The sequence below is a fragment of the Pseudomonas sp. FSL W5-0203 genome, from assembly GCF_001896155.1.
GTDB lineage: Bacteria > Pseudomonadota > Gammaproteobacteria > Pseudomonadales > Pseudomonadaceae > Aquipseudomonas > Aquipseudomonas paracarnis.
Genome location: NZ_MPOR01000024.1, coordinates 44307 through 60065, shown reverse-complemented (window position 1 = coordinate 60065; position 15759 = coordinate 44307). Strand labels below are relative to the sequence as shown.

Annotated in this window: 14 protein-coding genes and 1 pseudogene; 8 read left to right on the top strand and 7 right to left on the bottom strand. The window is 61.2% G+C overall.

All coding sequences use genetic code 11. From position 1 onward, the window contains the following. Window positions 1–80: 80 nt before the first annotated feature. From BOP96_RS20015 to BOP96_RS20005, 3 genes are read left to right on the top strand one after another with little or no spacing between them, the layout of a single operon-like run. Entirely contained in the window at window positions 81–821 is a 741-nt protein-coding gene (locus tag BOP96_RS20015; RefSeq protein WP_014717493.1) for a 5-oxoprolinase subunit PxpA, read from the top strand. Continuing rightward, complete coding sequence (locus BOP96_RS20010; RefSeq protein ID WP_032903157.1) at window positions 818–1522, top strand: 5-oxoprolinase subunit B family protein; 705 nt, start codon at window positions 818–820, stop codon at window positions 1520–1522. The genes BOP96_RS20015 and BOP96_RS20010 overlap by 4 nt, the downstream gene beginning before the upstream one ends. Next, window positions 1519–2433 (top strand): biotin-dependent carboxyltransferase family protein, encoded by a 915-nt coding sequence (locus tag BOP96_RS20005; protein WP_038449459.1) that lies wholly within the window; start codon window positions 1519–1521, stop codon window positions 2431–2433. The genes BOP96_RS20010 and BOP96_RS20005 overlap by 4 nt, the downstream gene beginning before the upstream one ends. Window positions 2434–2542: 109 nt before the next feature. Here the strand turns inward: BOP96_RS20005 and BOP96_RS20000 are convergent, their stop codons facing one another. The 3 genes from BOP96_RS20000 to BOP96_RS19990 all read right to left on the bottom strand — a co-directional run bounded on the left by BOP96_RS20000 (window position 2543) and on the right by BOP96_RS19990 (window position 5835). Continuing rightward, window positions 2543–3721 (bottom strand): vWA domain-containing protein, encoded by a 1179-nt coding sequence (locus tag BOP96_RS20000; protein WP_003189625.1) that lies wholly within the window; start codon window positions 3719–3721, stop codon window positions 2543–2545. Continuing rightward, a complete protein-coding gene (locus BOP96_RS19995) occupies window positions 3721–4566 on the bottom strand; it encodes an AAA family ATPase (protein ID WP_003189627.1) in 846 nt (281 codons plus the stop codon). Before BOP96_RS19995 ends, BOP96_RS20000 begins: the two co-directional genes overlap by 1 nt. A gap of 192 nt (window positions 4567–4758) precedes the next feature. Then, the gene (locus BOP96_RS19990) at window positions 4759–5835 is read right to left on the bottom strand and encodes a DUF748 domain-containing protein (protein ID WP_060767247.1); all 1077 of its coding nucleotides are present in this window, start codon (window positions 5833–5835) and stop codon (window positions 4759–4761) included. Window positions 5836–5960: 125 nt separating this feature from the next. Here BOP96_RS19990 and cysK point away from each other — a divergent pair, with 125 nt between their 5' ends. Next, the gene (cysK, locus tag BOP96_RS19985; protein ID WP_014717498.1) at window positions 5961–6935 is read left to right on the top strand and encodes a cysteine synthase A; all 975 of its coding nucleotides are present in this window, start codon (window positions 5961–5963) and stop codon (window positions 6933–6935) included. On the opposite strand, the pseudogene BOP96_RS30620 reads toward cysK, so the two are convergent. Further along, window positions 6934–7026, bottom strand: a pseudogene (locus BOP96_RS30620) (outer membrane lipoprotein carrier protein LolA); the annotation flags it as partial. The gene cysK and the pseudogene BOP96_RS30620 overlap by 2 nt on opposite strands. Before the next feature lie 148 nt (window positions 7027–7174). Between BOP96_RS30620 and BOP96_RS19980 the strand changes: the two are divergent. Further along, entirely contained in the window at window positions 7175–8113 is a 939-nt protein-coding gene (locus BOP96_RS19980) for an aspartyl/asparaginyl beta-hydroxylase domain-containing protein (protein ID WP_005786126.1), read from the top strand. A gap of 181 nt (window positions 8114–8294) precedes the next feature. Here BOP96_RS19980 and acnA read toward each other — a convergent pair whose 3' ends face one another. Next, window positions 8295–11036 carry an aconitate hydratase AcnA gene (gene acnA / locus BOP96_RS19975; protein ID WP_073453811.1) on the bottom strand — a complete coding sequence of 914 codons (2742 nt, stop codon included), beginning with the start codon at window positions 11034–11036 and terminating at the stop codon, window positions 8295–8297. A gap of 196 nt (window positions 11037–11232) precedes the next feature. Here acnA and rlmM point away from each other — a divergent pair, with 196 nt between their 5' ends. Continuing rightward, on the top strand, window positions 11233–12309 hold the full coding sequence (gene rlmM / locus BOP96_RS19970; RefSeq protein WP_038449465.1) for a 23S rRNA (cytidine(2498)-2'-O)-methyltransferase RlmM: 1077 nt from the start codon (window positions 11233–11235) through the stop codon (window positions 12307–12309). A gap of 129 nt (window positions 12310–12438) precedes the next feature. After that, on the top strand, window positions 12439–12684 hold the full coding sequence (gene tusA / locus BOP96_RS19965) for a sulfurtransferase TusA (RefSeq protein ID WP_020302891.1): 246 nt from the start codon (window positions 12439–12441) through the stop codon (window positions 12682–12684). On the opposite strand, the gene BOP96_RS19960 is transcribed toward tusA, so the two are convergent. Next, window positions 12681–14075: an MATE family efflux transporter gene (locus BOP96_RS19960; RefSeq protein ID WP_014717502.1), complete on the bottom strand. Its 1395-nt coding sequence runs from the start codon at window positions 14073–14075 to the stop codon at window positions 12681–12683. The two genes, tusA and BOP96_RS19960, sit on opposite strands and share 4 nt — an antisense overlap. A gap of 251 nt (window positions 14076–14326) precedes the next feature. Between BOP96_RS19960 and pdxB the strand changes: the two genes are divergently transcribed. After that, the gene (pdxB, locus tag BOP96_RS19955; protein WP_014717503.1) at window positions 14327–15469 is read left to right on the top strand and encodes a 4-phosphoerythronate dehydrogenase PdxB; all 1143 of its coding nucleotides are present in this window, start codon (window positions 14327–14329) and stop codon (window positions 15467–15469) included. A gap of 102 nt (window positions 15470–15571) precedes the next feature. Here the strand turns inward: pdxB and BOP96_RS30140 are convergent, their stop codons facing one another. Continuing rightward, a complete protein-coding gene (locus tag BOP96_RS30140) occupies window positions 15572–15745 on the bottom strand; it encodes a PA1571 family protein (protein WP_014717504.1) in 174 nt (57 codons plus the stop codon). Between the last annotated feature and the right edge of the window lie 14 nt (window positions 15746–15759).

Here is a 15759-nt window from a genome sequence, read left to right as displayed (position 1 = left end):
TTGGGGTGTCAGGACAAGTTGCGAGTTCTGCGTAAAAAATCCCACACTACAAGAAAACAAAGCCTACAGGAGCGACCCCCGTGAGCCGCCTGCTACTCAACTGCGACATCGGCGAAAGCTTTGGCAACTGGACCATGGGTCTGGACGCCGAAGTCATGCCGTTCATTGATTGCGCCAACGTGGCTTGCGGTTTCCATGCCGGCGACCCGAGCATCATGCGCAAGACCGTCAGCCTGGCGTTCAAGCACGGCGTGCAAGTGGGCGCTCATCCGGCCTACCAGGACCTGCAAGGCTTCGGCCGGCGCTCCATGAACTACACGCCGCAGGAAATCCAGGACCTGTTGCACTACCAGATCGGTGCGCTGGACGGCATCTGCCGCGCCCAGGGCGGGCGCGTCAGCTATGTGAAACCCCACGGCGCGATGTACAACGACATGATGGCCAACCCCGCGCAGTTGCGTGCGGTGATCCAGGCCGTGGCCGCTTACGGCGACCTGCCGCTGATGCTGCTGGCCACCCGCGACAACCGCGCGGCCCAAGCCTTGGGCGACGAATACGGGGTGACCCTGTGGTTCGAAGCCTTCGCTGACCGTGCCTATGACAGTAACGGCCATCTGGTGTCTCGCCAACTGCCCGGCGCGGTGCATCACGACGCCGACACCATCGTGCAGCAGGCCCTGACCCTTTTCCGTGGCGAATCGCTGATTGCCAGCGACGGCAGCCCATTGGTGCTACAAGCCAATACCCTGTGTGTGCATGGCGACAACGCCAGTTCGGTCGCTGCCGTGCAGCGTATCCGCGAAGCGTTGAAAACAGCATGAACCCACGCATCGAAGTGGTGGCGATCGACTGCCTGATGGTGCGTCTGTTTGACGTGATCGCCGAAGCCAACATGCCGTGGATGCTCGCGGCTACCGAGCGCCTGCGCTATGGTTTTGGCCCGGCCTTGGTGGACCTGGTGCCGTCCTACACCACCTTGATGGTGCATTACGATCTCACGGCGCTGACCCCGGCCCAGGCCCGGGCGCTGATCGACCAGGCCCTCACCGATCTGCAACCCCAGGCGCAGGGCAGTGGCCAGTGCCATGTGCTGCCCGTGTGGTACGACCTGAGTGTCGGCCCGGAACTGAACTTGCTGTCCCAGCGCAGCGGGCTGGCCGTGGAGGAGGTGATCCGCCGTCACAGCGCCCACGAGTACCAAGTGTTCGCCCTCGGTTTTGCCCCAGGGTTTGCCTTTATGGGGCTGGTGGACGAGCTACTTGCCACGCCGCGCCTGAACACGCCGCGCAAACGCGTGGCTGCCGGCAGCGTCGGCATCGCCGAACGGCAAACCGCCGCGTACCCGGTGGTGTCCCCGGGCGGCTGGAACCTGATCGGCCGCACCCCGGCCAAACTGTTCGACCGGGAGCGCGACGGCTACAGCCTGATGCAACCCGGCGACACGGTGCGCTTCGCCTCGGTCAGCCACGCCGAATTCATCCACTTGGGTGGCGACGACACGCCGCTGGAGGCGCAGGCATGAGCCGCTTGATCATCGAGGCCAGCACGCCGCTATGCCTGTTGCAGGACGCCGGTCGTTTTGGCGTACGCCACCTGGGCGTGACCCAGGGCGGCGCGCTGGATTGGGTGTCGATGTCCTGGGCCAACTGGCTTTTGGACAATGCCCTGGATGCGCCGGTGGTGGAGATCACCCTGGGGGGCTTTACCGTGCAGGCCGAGGATTATTGCCTGCTGGCCTTGGCCGGTGCGGACCTGGGCGCCTATGTCGATGAGCGAGCGATAAGCCCCGGTCGCAGTTTTATCCTGCAAAAGGGCCAGCGACTGCGCTTCACCCAGCCGTTCAATGGGGCACGCGCTTATCTGGCCGCGCCCGGTGGCTTTGATGCGCAGGCTGTACTGGGCAGTTGTGCCACGGTCGTGCGCGAAGCGTTGGGCGGGGTGGACGGTTTCGGCAAGGCCTTGGCCGAAGGCGGGCGTTTGGCGTATTCCGGTACGGGCGGTGCAATGAAGGTGCTGGCCAACCCGGATGTGCAATCCGCTGCATCACTGGACGTGATCATCGGCGCGCAGATAGGCCAGTTCAGCGGGCAGAGCCTGTTCGATGCTTTCAACACCGAATGGGCTCTGGACAGCCGTGCAGACCGCATGGGCATGCGCTTGCTCGGCACGCCGTTGCAGTATCAGGGGCCGTCGTTGATTTCCGAAGGGATTCCATTGGGCGCGATTCAGGTGCCCCCGGATGGGCAACCGATTGTGTTGCTCAATGACCGGCAGACGATCGGCGGTTACCCGCGGTTGGGCGCGTTGACACCTTTATCCTTGGCGCGGCTGGCGCAGTGTCTGCCGGGGGAGAAGGTGCGGTTGGCACCGGTGGTGCAGGAGGCTGCGCATCGGCAGCACATCAAGTTTTTGCAGCAGTTTGCCGATCGCTAAAAAGCATCGCAGGCAAGCCAGCTCCCACATGTTGACTGCATTCCAACGTTGAAATGCAGTCAACATGTGGGAGCTGGCTTGCCTGCGATGAGGCCGGTCAAAACACCGCCTATTTCGAGAGAAAGCGCATACCTTCTTCCAACCCGCGCAGCGTCAGCGGGTACATCTGATCCTCCACCAACTCGCGAACAATCCCCGTCGACGCTGTATAGCCCCAAGTGTCTTTCGGGTAGGGGTTAATCCAGATCAGCTTCTTGTACTTGGCCATGAAGCGCTGCATCCACACATACCCCGGCTCCTCGTTCCAATGCTCGACGCTGCCGCCGGCCTGAGTGATTTCATAGGGCGCCATGGCCGCATCGCCGATAAAGATCACTTTGTAGTCGGCGCCGTATTTGTGCAGCAGATCCTGGGTGGACGTGCGCTCCGAGGTGCGACGCTGGTTGTTCTTCCACACCGACTCGTACACAAAGTTATGGAAATAGAAGTACTCCAGGTGCTTGAACTCGGTCTTGCACGCGGAGAACAGCTCTTCGCAGATCTTCACGTGGGCATCCATCGAGCCGCCGATGTCGAACAGCAGCAACAGCTTGATGGTGTTACGCCGTTCGGGGCGCATCTGAATATTCAGCAAGCCGGCATCGCGAGCGGTGTGGTCGATGGTGCCATCGATATCCAGCTCTTCGGCCGCACCCTGGCGCGCAAACTTGCGCAGGCGGCGCAGGGCGATCTTGATGTTGCGCGTGCCCAGTTCCACTTGGTCGTCGAGGTTCTTGTACTCGCGCTGGTCCCAGACTTTCACCGCCTTGCCCTGGCGCTTGCCGGCGTCACCGACGCGAATGCCTTCGGGGTTGTAGCCGCCAGAACCAAAGGGGCTGGTGCCGCCGGTGCCGATCCACTTGTTGCCACCGGCGTGGCGTTCTTTCTGTTCTTCCAGGCGCTTCTTGAACTCTTCGATCAGTTTGTCCAGGCCACCGAGGGACTGGATCTGCGCACGTTCCTCATCGCTCAAGGAACGTTCGAATTCCTTGCGTAGCCATTCTTCGGGGATCAGCGCCTGCAGGTGGTCGTCGAGCTTTTCCAGGCCGTTGAAATAAGCGCCGAAGGCCCGGTCGAACTTGTCGAAATGCCGCTCGTCCTTGACCAGGATCGCCCGGGCCAAATAATAAAACTCGTCCATGTCGGCGAAGGTCACGCGCTGTTTGAGCGCGTTGATCAGGTCGAGCAGCTCGCGCACCGACACCGGCACCTTGGCGGCACGCATCTCATTGAACAGGTTGAGCAGCATCAGCGATTACCGCGACGGCTCATGAACGCCAGACGCTCCAGCAACTGCACGTCTTGCTCGTTCTTCACCAAGGCGCCGGCCAGGGGAGGGATGGCCTTGGTCGGGTCGCGCTCGCGCAGCACCGCTTCGCCAATATTGTCGGCCATCAGCAGCTTGAGCCAGTCGACCAGCTCGGAGGTGGAAGGTTTTTTCTTCAGGCCCGGCACCTTGCGCACATCGAAGAACACGTCCAGCGCTTCGCTGACCAGGTCTTTCTTGATGTCCGGGTAGTGCACATCCACGATTTTTTGCAGGGTGGTGCGGTCGGGGAAGGCGATGTAGTGGAAGAAGCAGCGGCGCAGGAACGCGTCCGGCAGCTCTTTTTCGTTGTTGGAGGTAATGATGATGATCGGGCGCTTCTTGGCCTTGATGGTCTCGTCGATTTCGTAGACGTAGAACTCCATCTTGTCGAGTTCTTGCAGCAGGTCGTTGGGGAACTCGATGTCGGCCTTGTCGATTTCATCGATCAGCAGGATCACCCGCTCTTCGGACTCGAAGGCTTCCCACAGCTTGCCCTTCTTCAGGTAGTTGCGCACGTCGTGCACCTTGTCCACGCCCAGTTGCGAGTCGCGAAGGCGGCTGACCGCGTCGTACTCGTACAGGCCCTGGTGCGCCTTGGTGGTGGACTTGATGTGCCAGGTGATCAACCTGGCACCGAAGGATTCGGCCAGTTGCTCGGCAAGCATGGTCTTGCCGGTGCCCGGTTCGCCCTTGACCAGCAGCGGCCGCTCCAGGGTGATGGCGGCGTTGACGGCCAGTTTCAGGTCATCGGTAGCCACATAGGCCTGGGTGCCTTCGAACTTCATCGGTCATTCCTCGGACTCATCAATGGCCCGACTATACCCCTCAGCCCCGGCGACTGTGAACGCAGACGGGGCATTCAGTCTCTGAATGGCGGGTCACATCAGCCCTGGCCCATGCAGGAAGTGTGGGAGCTGGCTTGCCTGCGATGGCGGTGTATCAGTGACAGATGAGTTGGCTGATCAGCTCCCACAGGATTAATCAGCGCTGGGCTTGGGCTGTTCGTAATGAGCATTGAACGCCTGGATGAACCCATTGCGCAGAATCGCGATCACCGCAGAAAACGCACTGACATTTTGCTGATGCACGCTACCGCTCAGCTCCACACGGGTGGCGAACTGGTTTTTACGCTGGTTTTTCAGCACGGTTTCGCTGGCGCCCACCACGGCTTCCCAGATTGAGCGGAAGATATTCTTGTCCTGGTTTTCAACGTCTTGTTGCCAGTCGAACACCTCCACATCACGCAGCAGTGGCTTGATGTAGCCGGTGAGCCGGCCATTTTCAGCCTGGGCTTCGATCACCACATCACCCGTGCCTGCCTTGAAGTCGAACTTGCCATAGGCCGATGCAAAGTCGTTCATGCGTTTGAGTTGCAGGTCGCGGGCGCGGAAGCGGAACTCGAACTCTTCGAAATCGCTCAGCGGGTCAAAGGTGGCGTTGGCTTCCAGGGGCGCCTGGCCTTGCAGCAGTGCCTTGCCTTCAAAGCGTGCATCACGCTTGCCTTTGACATCCACCACATTGGTCAGGTTATAGAAGCTGGCGTTGACCCCGGTGGCGTTGATATTCACCTGAGGCTTGGAGCTGAAGTTATGGAAGGCGATCTCGCCGTCTTCGATGCGTACTTCATTGAGGGTAATCGGCAGCAGCTTGCGCAGTTGTTCCTGCCAGTCGGTGCCTTTACCGGTCTGGGACGCCTGTTTGTTGGCACCGCCATCGACGAAGTTGATCTGGGGGCGTACAAAATGCCCCTCGGCCACGACGGCATGGTCGTACCACAGCGAATGCCAGCTCACGGCGAACTCGATCAGCGGCGCCTTGACGAAAGGTACCGGGACCTTGCCGTCCACCTTGACGATTTGCAGGCCGTTGATCCGATAGGCGCCGCGCCATAGCGCCAGGTCCACATCGGCAATCTCGCCACGGTAGTCGCCCATGTTGGCGAGTTTGTCGTTCAGGTAGTTGCGCACCAGGTAGGGCAGCGCGATGTGCACGGCAATCAGGACCAGCACCAGAGCGGCGATTGTCCCTAACGGCCAACTGTAGCGACGTTTCATTGGGCAGTTCTCCTAGCTTGTAGGAGATTGACTGTTCTGATCGTCGCAACGTTCCTCCTTCTGGACGCTTGGGAGCACGAGGCATACCCTTGGGGCCTTCCAAAGTCTCGACAACAGGAATCGCCATGAGCCGCATCTTCGCAGACAACGCGCACTCCATCGGCAACACGCCTCTGGTTCAGATCAACCGCATCGCACCGCGGGGCGTGACGATCCTGGCCAAGATCGAAGGGCGTAACCCCGGCTATTCGGTGAAGTGCCGCATTGGCGCCAGCATGGTCTGGGATGCGGAAAGCAGCGGCAAACTCAAGCCGGGCATGACCATAGTCGAGCCGACTTCGGGCAACACCGGTATCGGCCTGGCATTTGTCGCCGCTGCCCGTGGCTACAAGTTGCTGCTGACCATGCCGTCGTCCATGAGCCTTGAACGCCGTAAAGTGCTCAAGGCTCTGGGCGCCGAACTGGTGCTGACCGAGCCGGCCAAGGGCATGAAGGGCGCCATCGATAAGGCCGCCGAGATCGTCGCCAGCGACCCGGCCACCTACTTTATGCCGGCCCAGTTCGACAACCCGGCAAACCCTGCGATCCACGAGAAAACCACCGGCCCGGAAATCTGGAACGACACCGATGGCGCCGTGGACGTGCTGGTGGCGGGCGTGGGAACCGGCGGCACCATCACCGGGGTATCGCGCTATATCAAGAACACGGCGGGCAAGCCGATCCTGTCGGTGGCTGTGGAACCCATGGTTTCGCCGGTGATCACCCAGGCTTTGGCGGGTGAAGAGATCAAGCCCAGCCCGCACAAGATCCAGGGGATCGGCGCCGGTTTTGTGCCGAAAAACCTCGACCTGTCGATGGTCGACCGCGTGGAGCTGGCGACCGACGAGGAGTCCAAGGCCATGGCCCGGCGCTTGATGCTGGAAGAGGGCATTCTGTGCGGGATCTCCTGTGGCGCCGCCATGGCGGTGGCCGTGCGCCTGGCCGAGAAGCCGGAAATGCAGGGCAAGACTATCGTGGTGATCTTGCCGGACTCCGGTGAGCGCTACCTGTCGAGCATGTTGTTCAGCGATTTGTTTACCGAGCAGGAAAACCAGGCCTGAATACTGTAGGAGCGAGCTTGCTCGCGAAAAACCTGAGAGCGCCACGTTGTGTCAGTAAGCCCTCGTTATCGTTGACGTTCTTCGCGATCAAGCTCGCTCCTACAAGTGTTGATACAGGTCAGTCTGGTTTCCTGGGCCTTCTGCATAATGGCTCAAGTGTTTATCATGGCCGGCTGTTACGTCTGGTTTCCCATTGACAGAAATTTGCTGGCCAGGCGCTTATTTCCAGGAGTTGCTGCATGACCTTTTCTTTGGCCGCCAAACTGTCGGTGTTGCTGCTGTTCATTGGCAGCACGCTGTATGTGCACCTGCGTGGCAAGGCCCGTTTGCCGATGTTGCGTCAGTTCGTCAACCATTCGGCGCTGTTCGCCCCGTATAACGCCCTGATGTACCTGTTTTCCGCGGTGCCGTCCAAGCCCTACCTGGACCGCAGCAAGTTCCCGGAACTGGATGTGCTCAAGGACAACTGGGAAGTGATCCGCGAAGAGGCCATGCACCTGTTCGACGAGGGCTACATCCGCGCCGCCGAAAAGAACAACGACGCCGGCTTCGGTTCGTTCTTCAAGAAGGGCTGGAAGCGTTTCTACCTCAAGTGGTACGACAAACCGCTGCCTTCGGCCGAGGCACTGTGCCCCAAGACTGTGGCCCTGGTGAGCAGCATCCCTAACGTCAAGGGCGCGATGTTCGCGCTGTTGCCGGGTGGCAGCCACCTCAACCCGCACCGCGACCCGTTCGCCGGTTCCCTGCGTTATCACCTGGGGCTGTCCACGCCGAACTCCGACGACTGCCGTATCTTCGTCGACGGCCAGGTCTACGCCTGGCGCGACGGTGAAGACGTGATGTTCGATGAAACCTACGTGCACTGGGTGAAAAACGAAACCGAACAGACCCGTGTGATCCTGTTCTGCGACATTGAGCGGCCATTGAGCAACCGCGTGATGACCCGCATCAACCGCTGGGTCAGCAAGCAACTGGGCCGCGCAACCGCGCCGCAGAACCTCGATGACGAGCGCGTGGGCGGCATCAACCAGGCGTACGCCTGGAGCAAGACCTTCAGCGACAAGTTCAGTGGCCAGGTCAAACAGTGGAAGCGCAAGCATCCCAAGGCCTACCGCATTGCGCGGCCGGTGCTGGCGGTGGTGGTGTTGGTATTGCTCTGGAAGTGGCTGTTCGGCTAAACCGCACACCATAAAAAGGCGCTGTATCGAAAGATACAGCGCCTTTTTCATGCCTGGAATGTGATCAAAACTGTGGGAGCTGGCTTGCCTGCGATGGCGGAGTATCAGCTATAAAAAGGTTGGCTGACCCACCGCTTTCGCAGGCAAGCCAGCTCCCACCCACCTTTGATCTGCGTTTTTCTTAAGAGGCGATCAACTGGCGCAGCACGTAGTGCAGAATCCCGCCCGCCTTGAAATACTCCACTTCATTCAAGGTATCAATCCGGCACAGCACCTCAACCTTCTCGCTGCTGCCATCCTCCCGCGTGATCACCAACGTCAGGTTCATCCGCGGCTCGATCTCGGCGTCGGTCAGTCCGAGGATATCGATCTTCTCCTTGCCGGTGAGCTTGAGTGTCTTGCGGTTCTGATCCAGCTTGAACTGCAACGGCAACACGCCCATGCCTACCAGGTTGGAGCGGTGGATACGCTCGAAACTCTCGGCAATCACCGCCTTGACCCCTAGCAGGTTAGTGCCCTTGGCCGCCCAGTCGCGGCTGGAGCCGGTACCGTATTCCTGGCCGGCGATCACCACCAGCGGGGTGCCCGAGGCCTGGTACTTCATGGCGGCATCGTAGATCGCCATTTTCTCGCCAGTGGGGATATACAGCGTGTTACCGCCTTCTTCGCCGCCGAGCATTTCATTGCGAATACGGATATTGGCGAAGGTGCCGCGCATCATCACTTCATGGTTGCCCCGGCGTGAGCCGTAGGAGTTGAAGTCACGCGGCTCCACGCCCTGTTCGCGCAGGTAGCGCCCGGCCGGGCTGTCGGCCTTGATATTGCCGGCTGGGGAGATGTGATCGGTGGTCACCGAATCCCCCAGCAGGGCCAGCACGTTGGCGCCCTTGACGTCCTCGATCACCGGCAGCGGGCCAGCAATGTCGTCGAAGAACGGCGGGTGCTGGATGTAGGTGGAATCCTGCTGCCACACGTAGGTGGCTGCCTGCGGCACTTCAATGGCTTGCCACTGTTCGTCGCCGGCAAACACTTCGGCATATTCCTTGTGGAACATGCTGGTGCTGACTTGGGCCACCGCTTCGGCGATTTCCTGGCTGCTGGGCCAGATGTCCTTGAGGTATACCGGATTACCCTGCTGGTCATTGCCCAGCGGTTCGCTGCTGATGTCGATGCGCACGGTGCCGGCCAATGCATAGGCGACGACCAGGGGCGGCGAGGCCAGCCAGTTGGTTTTCACCAGTGGGTGCACACGGCCTTCGAAGTTACGGTTGCCGGACAGCACCGAGGCCACGGTGAGGTCGGCCTTCTGAATGGCTTTTTCGATCGGCTCGGGCAGGGGCCCGGAGTTGCCGATACAGGTAGTGCAGCCGTAGCCCACCAGGTCGAAGCCAAGCTTGTCCAGGTACTGGGTGAGGCCCGCAGCCTTGTAGTAGTCGGTGACCACTTTGGAGCCTGGCGCCAGGGAGCTTTTCACCCAGGGCTTGCGGGTCAGGCCTTTTTCCACGGCTTTTTTCGCCACCAGCCCGGCCGCCATCATCACGCTGGGGTTGGAAGTGTTGGTGCAGGAGGTAATCGCGGCGATCACCACCGCGCCGTTTTTCAGGCGATAGGTGTTGCCTTCGTATTCATAATCCGCCTCGCCGACCAGATCGGCATTGCCCACGGCAACGCCGCCTCCGCCCTCGCTTTCGAGGCGGCCTTCTTCTTTGCTGGTGGGCTTGAATTGCAGGTCGAGAAAATCACTGAACGCTTGGCCTACATTCGGCAGGGCGACGCGGTCCTGGGGGCGTTTAGGCCCGGCGAGGCTGGCCTCGACAGTGCCCATGTCCAGGGCCAGGGTGTCGGTGAAGACCGGCTCCTGGCCTGCGTTGCGCCACAGGCCCTGGGCCTTGGTATAGGCTTCCACCAGCTTGACCGTCTCAGCCGGGCGGCCGGACAGGCGCAGGTAGCCCAGGGTCACCTCATCCACCGGGAAAAAGCCACAGGTCGCGCCATATTCCGGTGCCATGTTGGCGATGGTCGCGCGGTCGGCCAGGGGCAAATCGGCCAGCCCGTCGCCGTAGAACTCGACGAACTTGCCCACCACGCCTTTTTTGCGCAGCATTTGCGTCACGGTCAGCACCAGGTCGGTGGCGGTGATGCCTTCCTTGAGCTTGCCGGTGAGCTTGAAGCCGATGACTTCCGGGATCAGCATCGACACCGGCTGGCCGAGCATCGCCGCTTCGGCTTCGATGCCGCCCACGCCCCAGCCGAGTACGCCGAGGCCGTTGATCATGGTGGTGTGGGAGTCGGTGCCTACCAGGGTGTCGGGGAAGGCGTAGGTGCGGCCGTCTTCTTCTTTGGTCCATACGGTGCGGCCCAGGTATTCGAGGTTGACCTGGTGGCAGATACCGGTGCCAGGTGGCACGACGCTGAAGTTGTCAAAGGCGCTCTGGCCCCAGCGCAGGAAGGCGTAGCGTTCGCCGTTGCGCTGCATTTCGATGTCAACGTTCTGCTCAAAGGCGCTGGTGCTGCCGAACTTGTCGACCATCACCGAGTGGTCAATCACCAGGTCCACCGGTGACAGCGGGTTGATGCGCTGCGGGTCGCCCCCGGCCTTGGCCACGGCGGCGCGCATGGCGGCCAGGTCGACCACCGCGGGTACCCCGGTAAAGTCCTGCATCAGCACGCGAGCGGGGCGGTACTGGATCTCGCGGTCAGACTGGCGCTCTTTGAGCCAGGCGGCGATGGCCTTGAGGTCGGTGCCGGTGACGGTCTTGGCGTCTTCCCAGCGCAGCAGGTTTTCCAGCAGCACCTTGAGGGACATCGGCAGCTTGTCCAGGTCACCCAGGCTCTTGGCGGCTTCGGGCAGGCTGAAGTAGTGGTAGGTTTTACTGTCTATTTGCAGTGTCTTAAGGGTTCTCAGGCTATCAAGGGATGACATTACATGACTCCTTATGGTCCGCACGGCTACGGACCTGACGGGACGAACAGAGCTATCACGTTAGCGCTGTTTTCATTAGCAGGCTAATAACTGGACTCTATCGCTGAGTCCAAGGTTCCGAACTCGGCTATCATGCGCGCGTTTTCATGACAGGTATTGCGATAGCGCAAGGCCAGTTGATTCACCAGGAGATTCAATGAACACCCTTTTTATGCACTGCCGCCCGGGTTTTGAAGGCGAAGTCTGTTCCGAGATCGCGGAGCACGCCGCGCGCCTGAACGTGTCCGGCTACGCCAAGGCCAAGACCGGCAGCGCCTGCGCCGAATTTGTCTGCACCGAAGAAGACGGCGCCCAGCGCCTGATGCACGGCCAGCGCTTTGCCGAGCTGATCTTCCCCCGGCAGTGGGCGCGCGGGGTGTTTATCGACCTGCCGGAAACCGACCGTATCAGCGTGATCCTCGCCCACCTGCGCGAGTTCCCGACGTGCGGCAGCCTGTGGCTGGAAATGGTCGACACCAATGACGGCAAGGAACTCTCAAACTTCTGCAAGAAGTTCGAAGTGCACCTGCGCAAAGCTCTGCTTAACGCCGGCAAGCTGGTGGACGACCCGAGCAAGCCTCGCCTGCTGCTGACCTTCAAGAGCGGTCGCGAAGTGTTCATGGGCCTGGCTGAGTCGAACAACTCGGCGATGTGGCCCATGGGCATCCCGCGCCTCAAGTTCCCGCGTGACGCGCCCAGCCGCTCGACCCTGAAGCTGGAGGAAGCCTGGCACCACTTTATCCCCCGTGACCAGTGGGACGAGCGCCTGCACGGCGACATGACCGGCGTCGACCTCGGCGCCGCACCGGGCGGCTGGACCTGGCAACTGGTCAACCGTGGCATGCTGGTGACTGCCATCGACAACGGCCCCATGGCCGAAAGCCTGATGGACACCGGCCTGGTGCAGCATCTGATGGCCGACGGCTTCACCTTCGTGCCCAAGCAGCCGGTAGACTGGATGGTCTGCGACATCGTTGAGAAGCCCGCTCGCAACGCGGCACTCTTGGAAACGTGGATTGGCGAAGGGCATTGCCGCGAGGCGGTGGTGAACCTGAAGTTGCCGATGAAACAGCGTTACGCCGAAGTGAAGCGTTTGCTGGAGCGCATCGAAGAGGGCTTCAAGGCGCGTGGCATTCGTGTGGAGATCGGCTGCAAGCAGCTCTACCACGATCGCGAAGAAGTGACATGTCACCTGCGCCGCCTGGTAGACGTAAAGAAATCCAAAGGCCGCTGATATTAAATGTGGGAACTGGCTTGCCTGCGAAAGCGGTATAACAGTCGAAATTTATGTTGAATGTGCCCCCGTCATCGCGGGCAAGCCCGCTCCCACATTGTTGAGCGGTGCCAGTTTTAGGAGTGAAGTATGAGTCTTGAACAGCCGGTTGATGGCACCCTCGACGCCACCGGCCTCAACTGCCCGGAACCCGTGATGATGCTGCACCAGCACATCCGCGACCTGCCGGCGGGCGGCCTGCTCAAGGTGATCGCGACCGACCCGTCGACCCGTCGCGATATCCCCAAGTTCTGCGTGTTTCTCGACCATGAACTGGTGGATCAGCAGGAAGATGCTGGCACCTACCTGTACTGGATCCGCAAGAAAGCCGATTAAGCCTGCGCCTTTTCGGCCCGAATGCGTCGGCGTGCACTGCGCGCCAGGCGCACCACCAACATCCCCGCCGCACAGCTCAAGCCCACGATCAGCCCTTGCCATAAACCGCTCGGGCCGCTGGGCTCGCCGAGCCAGTTGGTCAGGCCCAGGGCGTAACCCACCGGCAGGCCCACGCCCCAATAGGCGAACAAGGTCAGCACCATGGTCACCCGGGTGTCCTGGTAGCCGCGCAATGCGCCGGCGGCGGTGACCTGGATCGAGTCAGAGAACTGGAACAGCGCCGAGAACACGATCAGCATCGACGCCAGGTGGATCACCACCGGGTCGGGCGTATAGATCGCTGCAATCTGCTCGCGAAACAACAGCATCAAGCTGCAGGAAAAGCAGGCATACGCCAGTGCGGTGCCCATGCCGACGCCGGCGGCGAAGCGTGCTTCCCGAGGTTCGCCGCGCCCCAGCGCCTGGCCGACGCGCACGGTGACGGCCATGCTCAAGGAATAAGGGATCATGAACACCAGGGAGCTGACGTTCAGCGCGATCTGGTGGCCGGAGACCACCGTGGCGCCCAGGCTGCCGATCAACAAGGCGATCACCGCAAAAATACTCGATTCGGCAAAGATCGCCACGCCTATCGGCAGGCCAATGCCCAACACGCGCTTGATCACCGCCCACTGCGGCCAGTCGAAGCGCTTGAACAATTCGCTGCTTTGATAGGCCGCGCCCCAGCGCGTCCAGATGGCCAGGCCGATCATCATCACCCACATTGCAATCGCGGTAGCCCAGCCACAACCCACGCCGCCCATGGCCGGTACGCCCAGGTGGCCGTAGATGAAGATGTAGTTCAGCGGAATATTCAGCGCCAACCCGCACAAGCCCATGACCATGCTCGGCCGTGTGCGGCCCAGGCCGTCACTGAAACAGCGAAACACGTAGTACAACGCCACCGCCGGCATACCGGCGGCGATGCCATGCAGGTAGCCCATGGACGGCTCGATCAAGTCGGGTTCGACCTTCATCGCATGCAGGATCGGCTCGGCGCACAGCAACAACAGCGCCCCTGCGATGCCAACCACCACGGCCAGCCACAATGACTGACGCACCAAGGGCCCGATCTCGCTGAACTGGCCCGCACCGTAGCGCTGGGCGACTTTCGGCGTGGTGGCCAGCAGAGTACCGGTCATCAACAGGTACACCGGGATCCAGATCGAATTACCCAGGCCCACCGCCGCCAGGTCCTGCGGGCTCACGCGCCCGGCCATCACCGCATCGACGAAGCTCATTGCGGTGGTTGCCAGTTGGCCAATCATGATCGGCAAGGCCAGCGTCAGCAGGCCGCGCACTTCCCGGCTGATGCGGGCGGGGCGGGAGAGGGTAGCGGTGGCAGTGTTCACGTACAGGTGTCCAATAAAAAAGGCAGTCGCAAGGACGGCGGATTCTACGCGTTGACGCAGCGGTCAGGAAAAAACCTGTGTTAGGGATTTGTAAGCAATGCGCCCAGGCCAGCGCTGAACCCTGTGGGAGCTGGCTTGCCTGCGATGCAGGCACCTCGGTACATCAGGCAAACCGGGTCGATGCCATCGCAGGCAAGCCAGCTCCTACACAGGATCTTCTGTACACTGCCAATCCGCCAAAGGAGCCTGCCATGCTGATTGTTGCCGACGAAAATATCCCGCTGCTCGATGCATTCTTCGAAGGGTTTGGCGAGATTCGCCGCGTGCCTGGCCGTTCCATCGACCGCGCTACGGTCGGGCAGGCCGACGTGCTACTGGTGCGCTCGGTGACCAACGTCAACCGTGCCCTGCTTGAGGGCAGTAACGTGCGCTTTGTTGGCACCTGCACCATCGGCACCGACCACCTGGACCTCGACTACTTCAAGCAAGCGGGTATCCAGTGGTCCAGCGCGCCCGGCTGCAATGCGCGTGGGGTGGTGGACTACGTGCTTGGCAGCTTGCAGACCCTGGCTGAAATCGAAGGCGCTGACCTCAAACAGCGTACCTATGGCATCGTCGGTGCCGGCGAAGTCGGCGGGCGCTTGGTCAAGGTGCTCAAGGGCCTGGGCTGGAATGTGTTGGTGTGCGATCCGCCGCGCCAGATTACCGAAGACGGTGATTACGTCAGTCTGCAGCAGGTCATCGAGCAATGTGACGTGATCAGCTTGCATACGCCGCTGATCAAGTCCGGCAACGGTTCGACCTGGCACCTGTTTGATCGCCAGCGCCTGGCACAGCTCAAGCCGGGCACCTGGCTGATCAACGCCAGCCGGGGTGCGGTGGTGGATAACGCCGCGCTGCGCGAGGTGTTGCTGGCGCGCGAAGACCTGCAAGCGGTGCTGGACGTGTGGGAAGGCGAGCCCGAGGTGGACGTCGACCTGGCTGACCTGTGCGTGCTGGCCACGCCGCATATTGCCGGCTACAGCCTCGATGGCAAGCAGCGCGGCACCGCGCAGATTTACCAGGCGCTGTGCGCGCACCTGGGCCAGGAACCGAGTATTCACTTAAGTGATTTGCTGCCGGCCCCCTGGCTGGCCGAGATGCACCTGCATCCTGAGACTGACCCGGCCTGGGCGCTGGCGACCTTGTGCCGCAGTGTGTACGACCCACGCCGTGACGACGCGGATTTCCGTCGCAGCCTGGTGGGCACTGTGCAGGAACAGCGCCAAGCTTTCGACCTGCTGCGCAAGCACTATCCGGAGCGTCGCGAGATCGATGGCTTGAAGGTGCGCATCAACGGGGAGTCGGCGGTGCTGTCACAGATCGTGACTGCTCTGGGTGCCGAACAGCTGTAACGGTTATCGCGGTGCTCTTGAGGCCTTCGCGAGCAAGCTCGCTCCTATAGGGGGCATAAAAAACCCGGCCACCTGGGCCGGGTTTGAAAGAGCGTGGGCGCTTCAGCCTTGCTGGGCAGGCTTGACCAGTCGCTGTTCCAGCTCGCTGCAGGCTTGCTGGATCATTTCTTCGGTAATCTGCACTTCCCGGCCCTTGGCATCGATGTACGAGCAAGGCAGCTGCTGCGGCTGGCGGATCACTTCAATCTTGGCGTCGCTGCTATTTTGCAAGGTCATGGCCTGTCTCCTCA

Excerpts from the sequence above, each read along its gene's own strand:
- BOP96_RS20010 (WP_032903157.1), top strand. The coding sequence starts at position 818 with ATGAACCCACGCATCGAAGTGGTGGCGATCGACTGCCTGATGGTGCGT.
- BOP96_RS20005 (WP_038449459.1), top strand. The coding sequence starts at position 1,519 with ATGAGCCGCTTGATCATCGAGGCCAGCACGCCGCTATGCCTGTTGCAG.
- BOP96_RS20000 (WP_003189625.1), bottom strand. The coding sequence starts at position 3,721 with ATGCTGCTCAACCTGTTCAATGAGATGCGTGCCGCCAAGGTGCCGGTG.
- BOP96_RS19995 (WP_003189627.1), bottom strand. The coding sequence starts at position 4,566 with ATGAAGTTCGAAGGCACCCAGGCCTATGTGGCTACCGATGACCTGAAA.
- BOP96_RS19990 (WP_060767247.1), bottom strand. The coding sequence starts at position 5,835 with ATGAAACGTCGCTACAGTTGGCCGTTAGGGACAATCGCCGCTCTGGTG.
- cysK (WP_014717498.1), top strand. The coding sequence starts at position 5,961 with ATGAGCCGCATCTTCGCAGACAACGCGCACTCCATCGGCAACACGCCT.
- BOP96_RS19980 (WP_005786126.1), top strand. The coding sequence starts at position 7,175 with ATGACCTTTTCTTTGGCCGCCAAACTGTCGGTGTTGCTGCTGTTCATT.
- acnA (WP_073453811.1), bottom strand. The coding sequence starts at position 11,036 with ATGTCATCCCTTGATAGCCTGAGAACCCTTAAGACACTGCAAATAGAC.
- rlmM (WP_038449465.1), top strand. The coding sequence starts at position 11,233 with ATGAACACCCTTTTTATGCACTGCCGCCCGGGTTTTGAAGGCGAAGTC.
- tusA (WP_020302891.1), top strand. The coding sequence starts at position 12,439 with ATGAGTCTTGAACAGCCGGTTGATGGCACCCTCGACGCCACCGGCCTC.
- pdxB (WP_014717503.1), top strand. The coding sequence starts at position 14,327 with ATGCTGATTGTTGCCGACGAAAATATCCCGCTGCTCGATGCATTCTTC.
- BOP96_RS30140 (WP_014717504.1), bottom strand. The coding sequence starts at position 15,745 with ATGACCTTGCAAAATAGCAGCGACGCCAAGATTGAAGTGATCCGCCAG.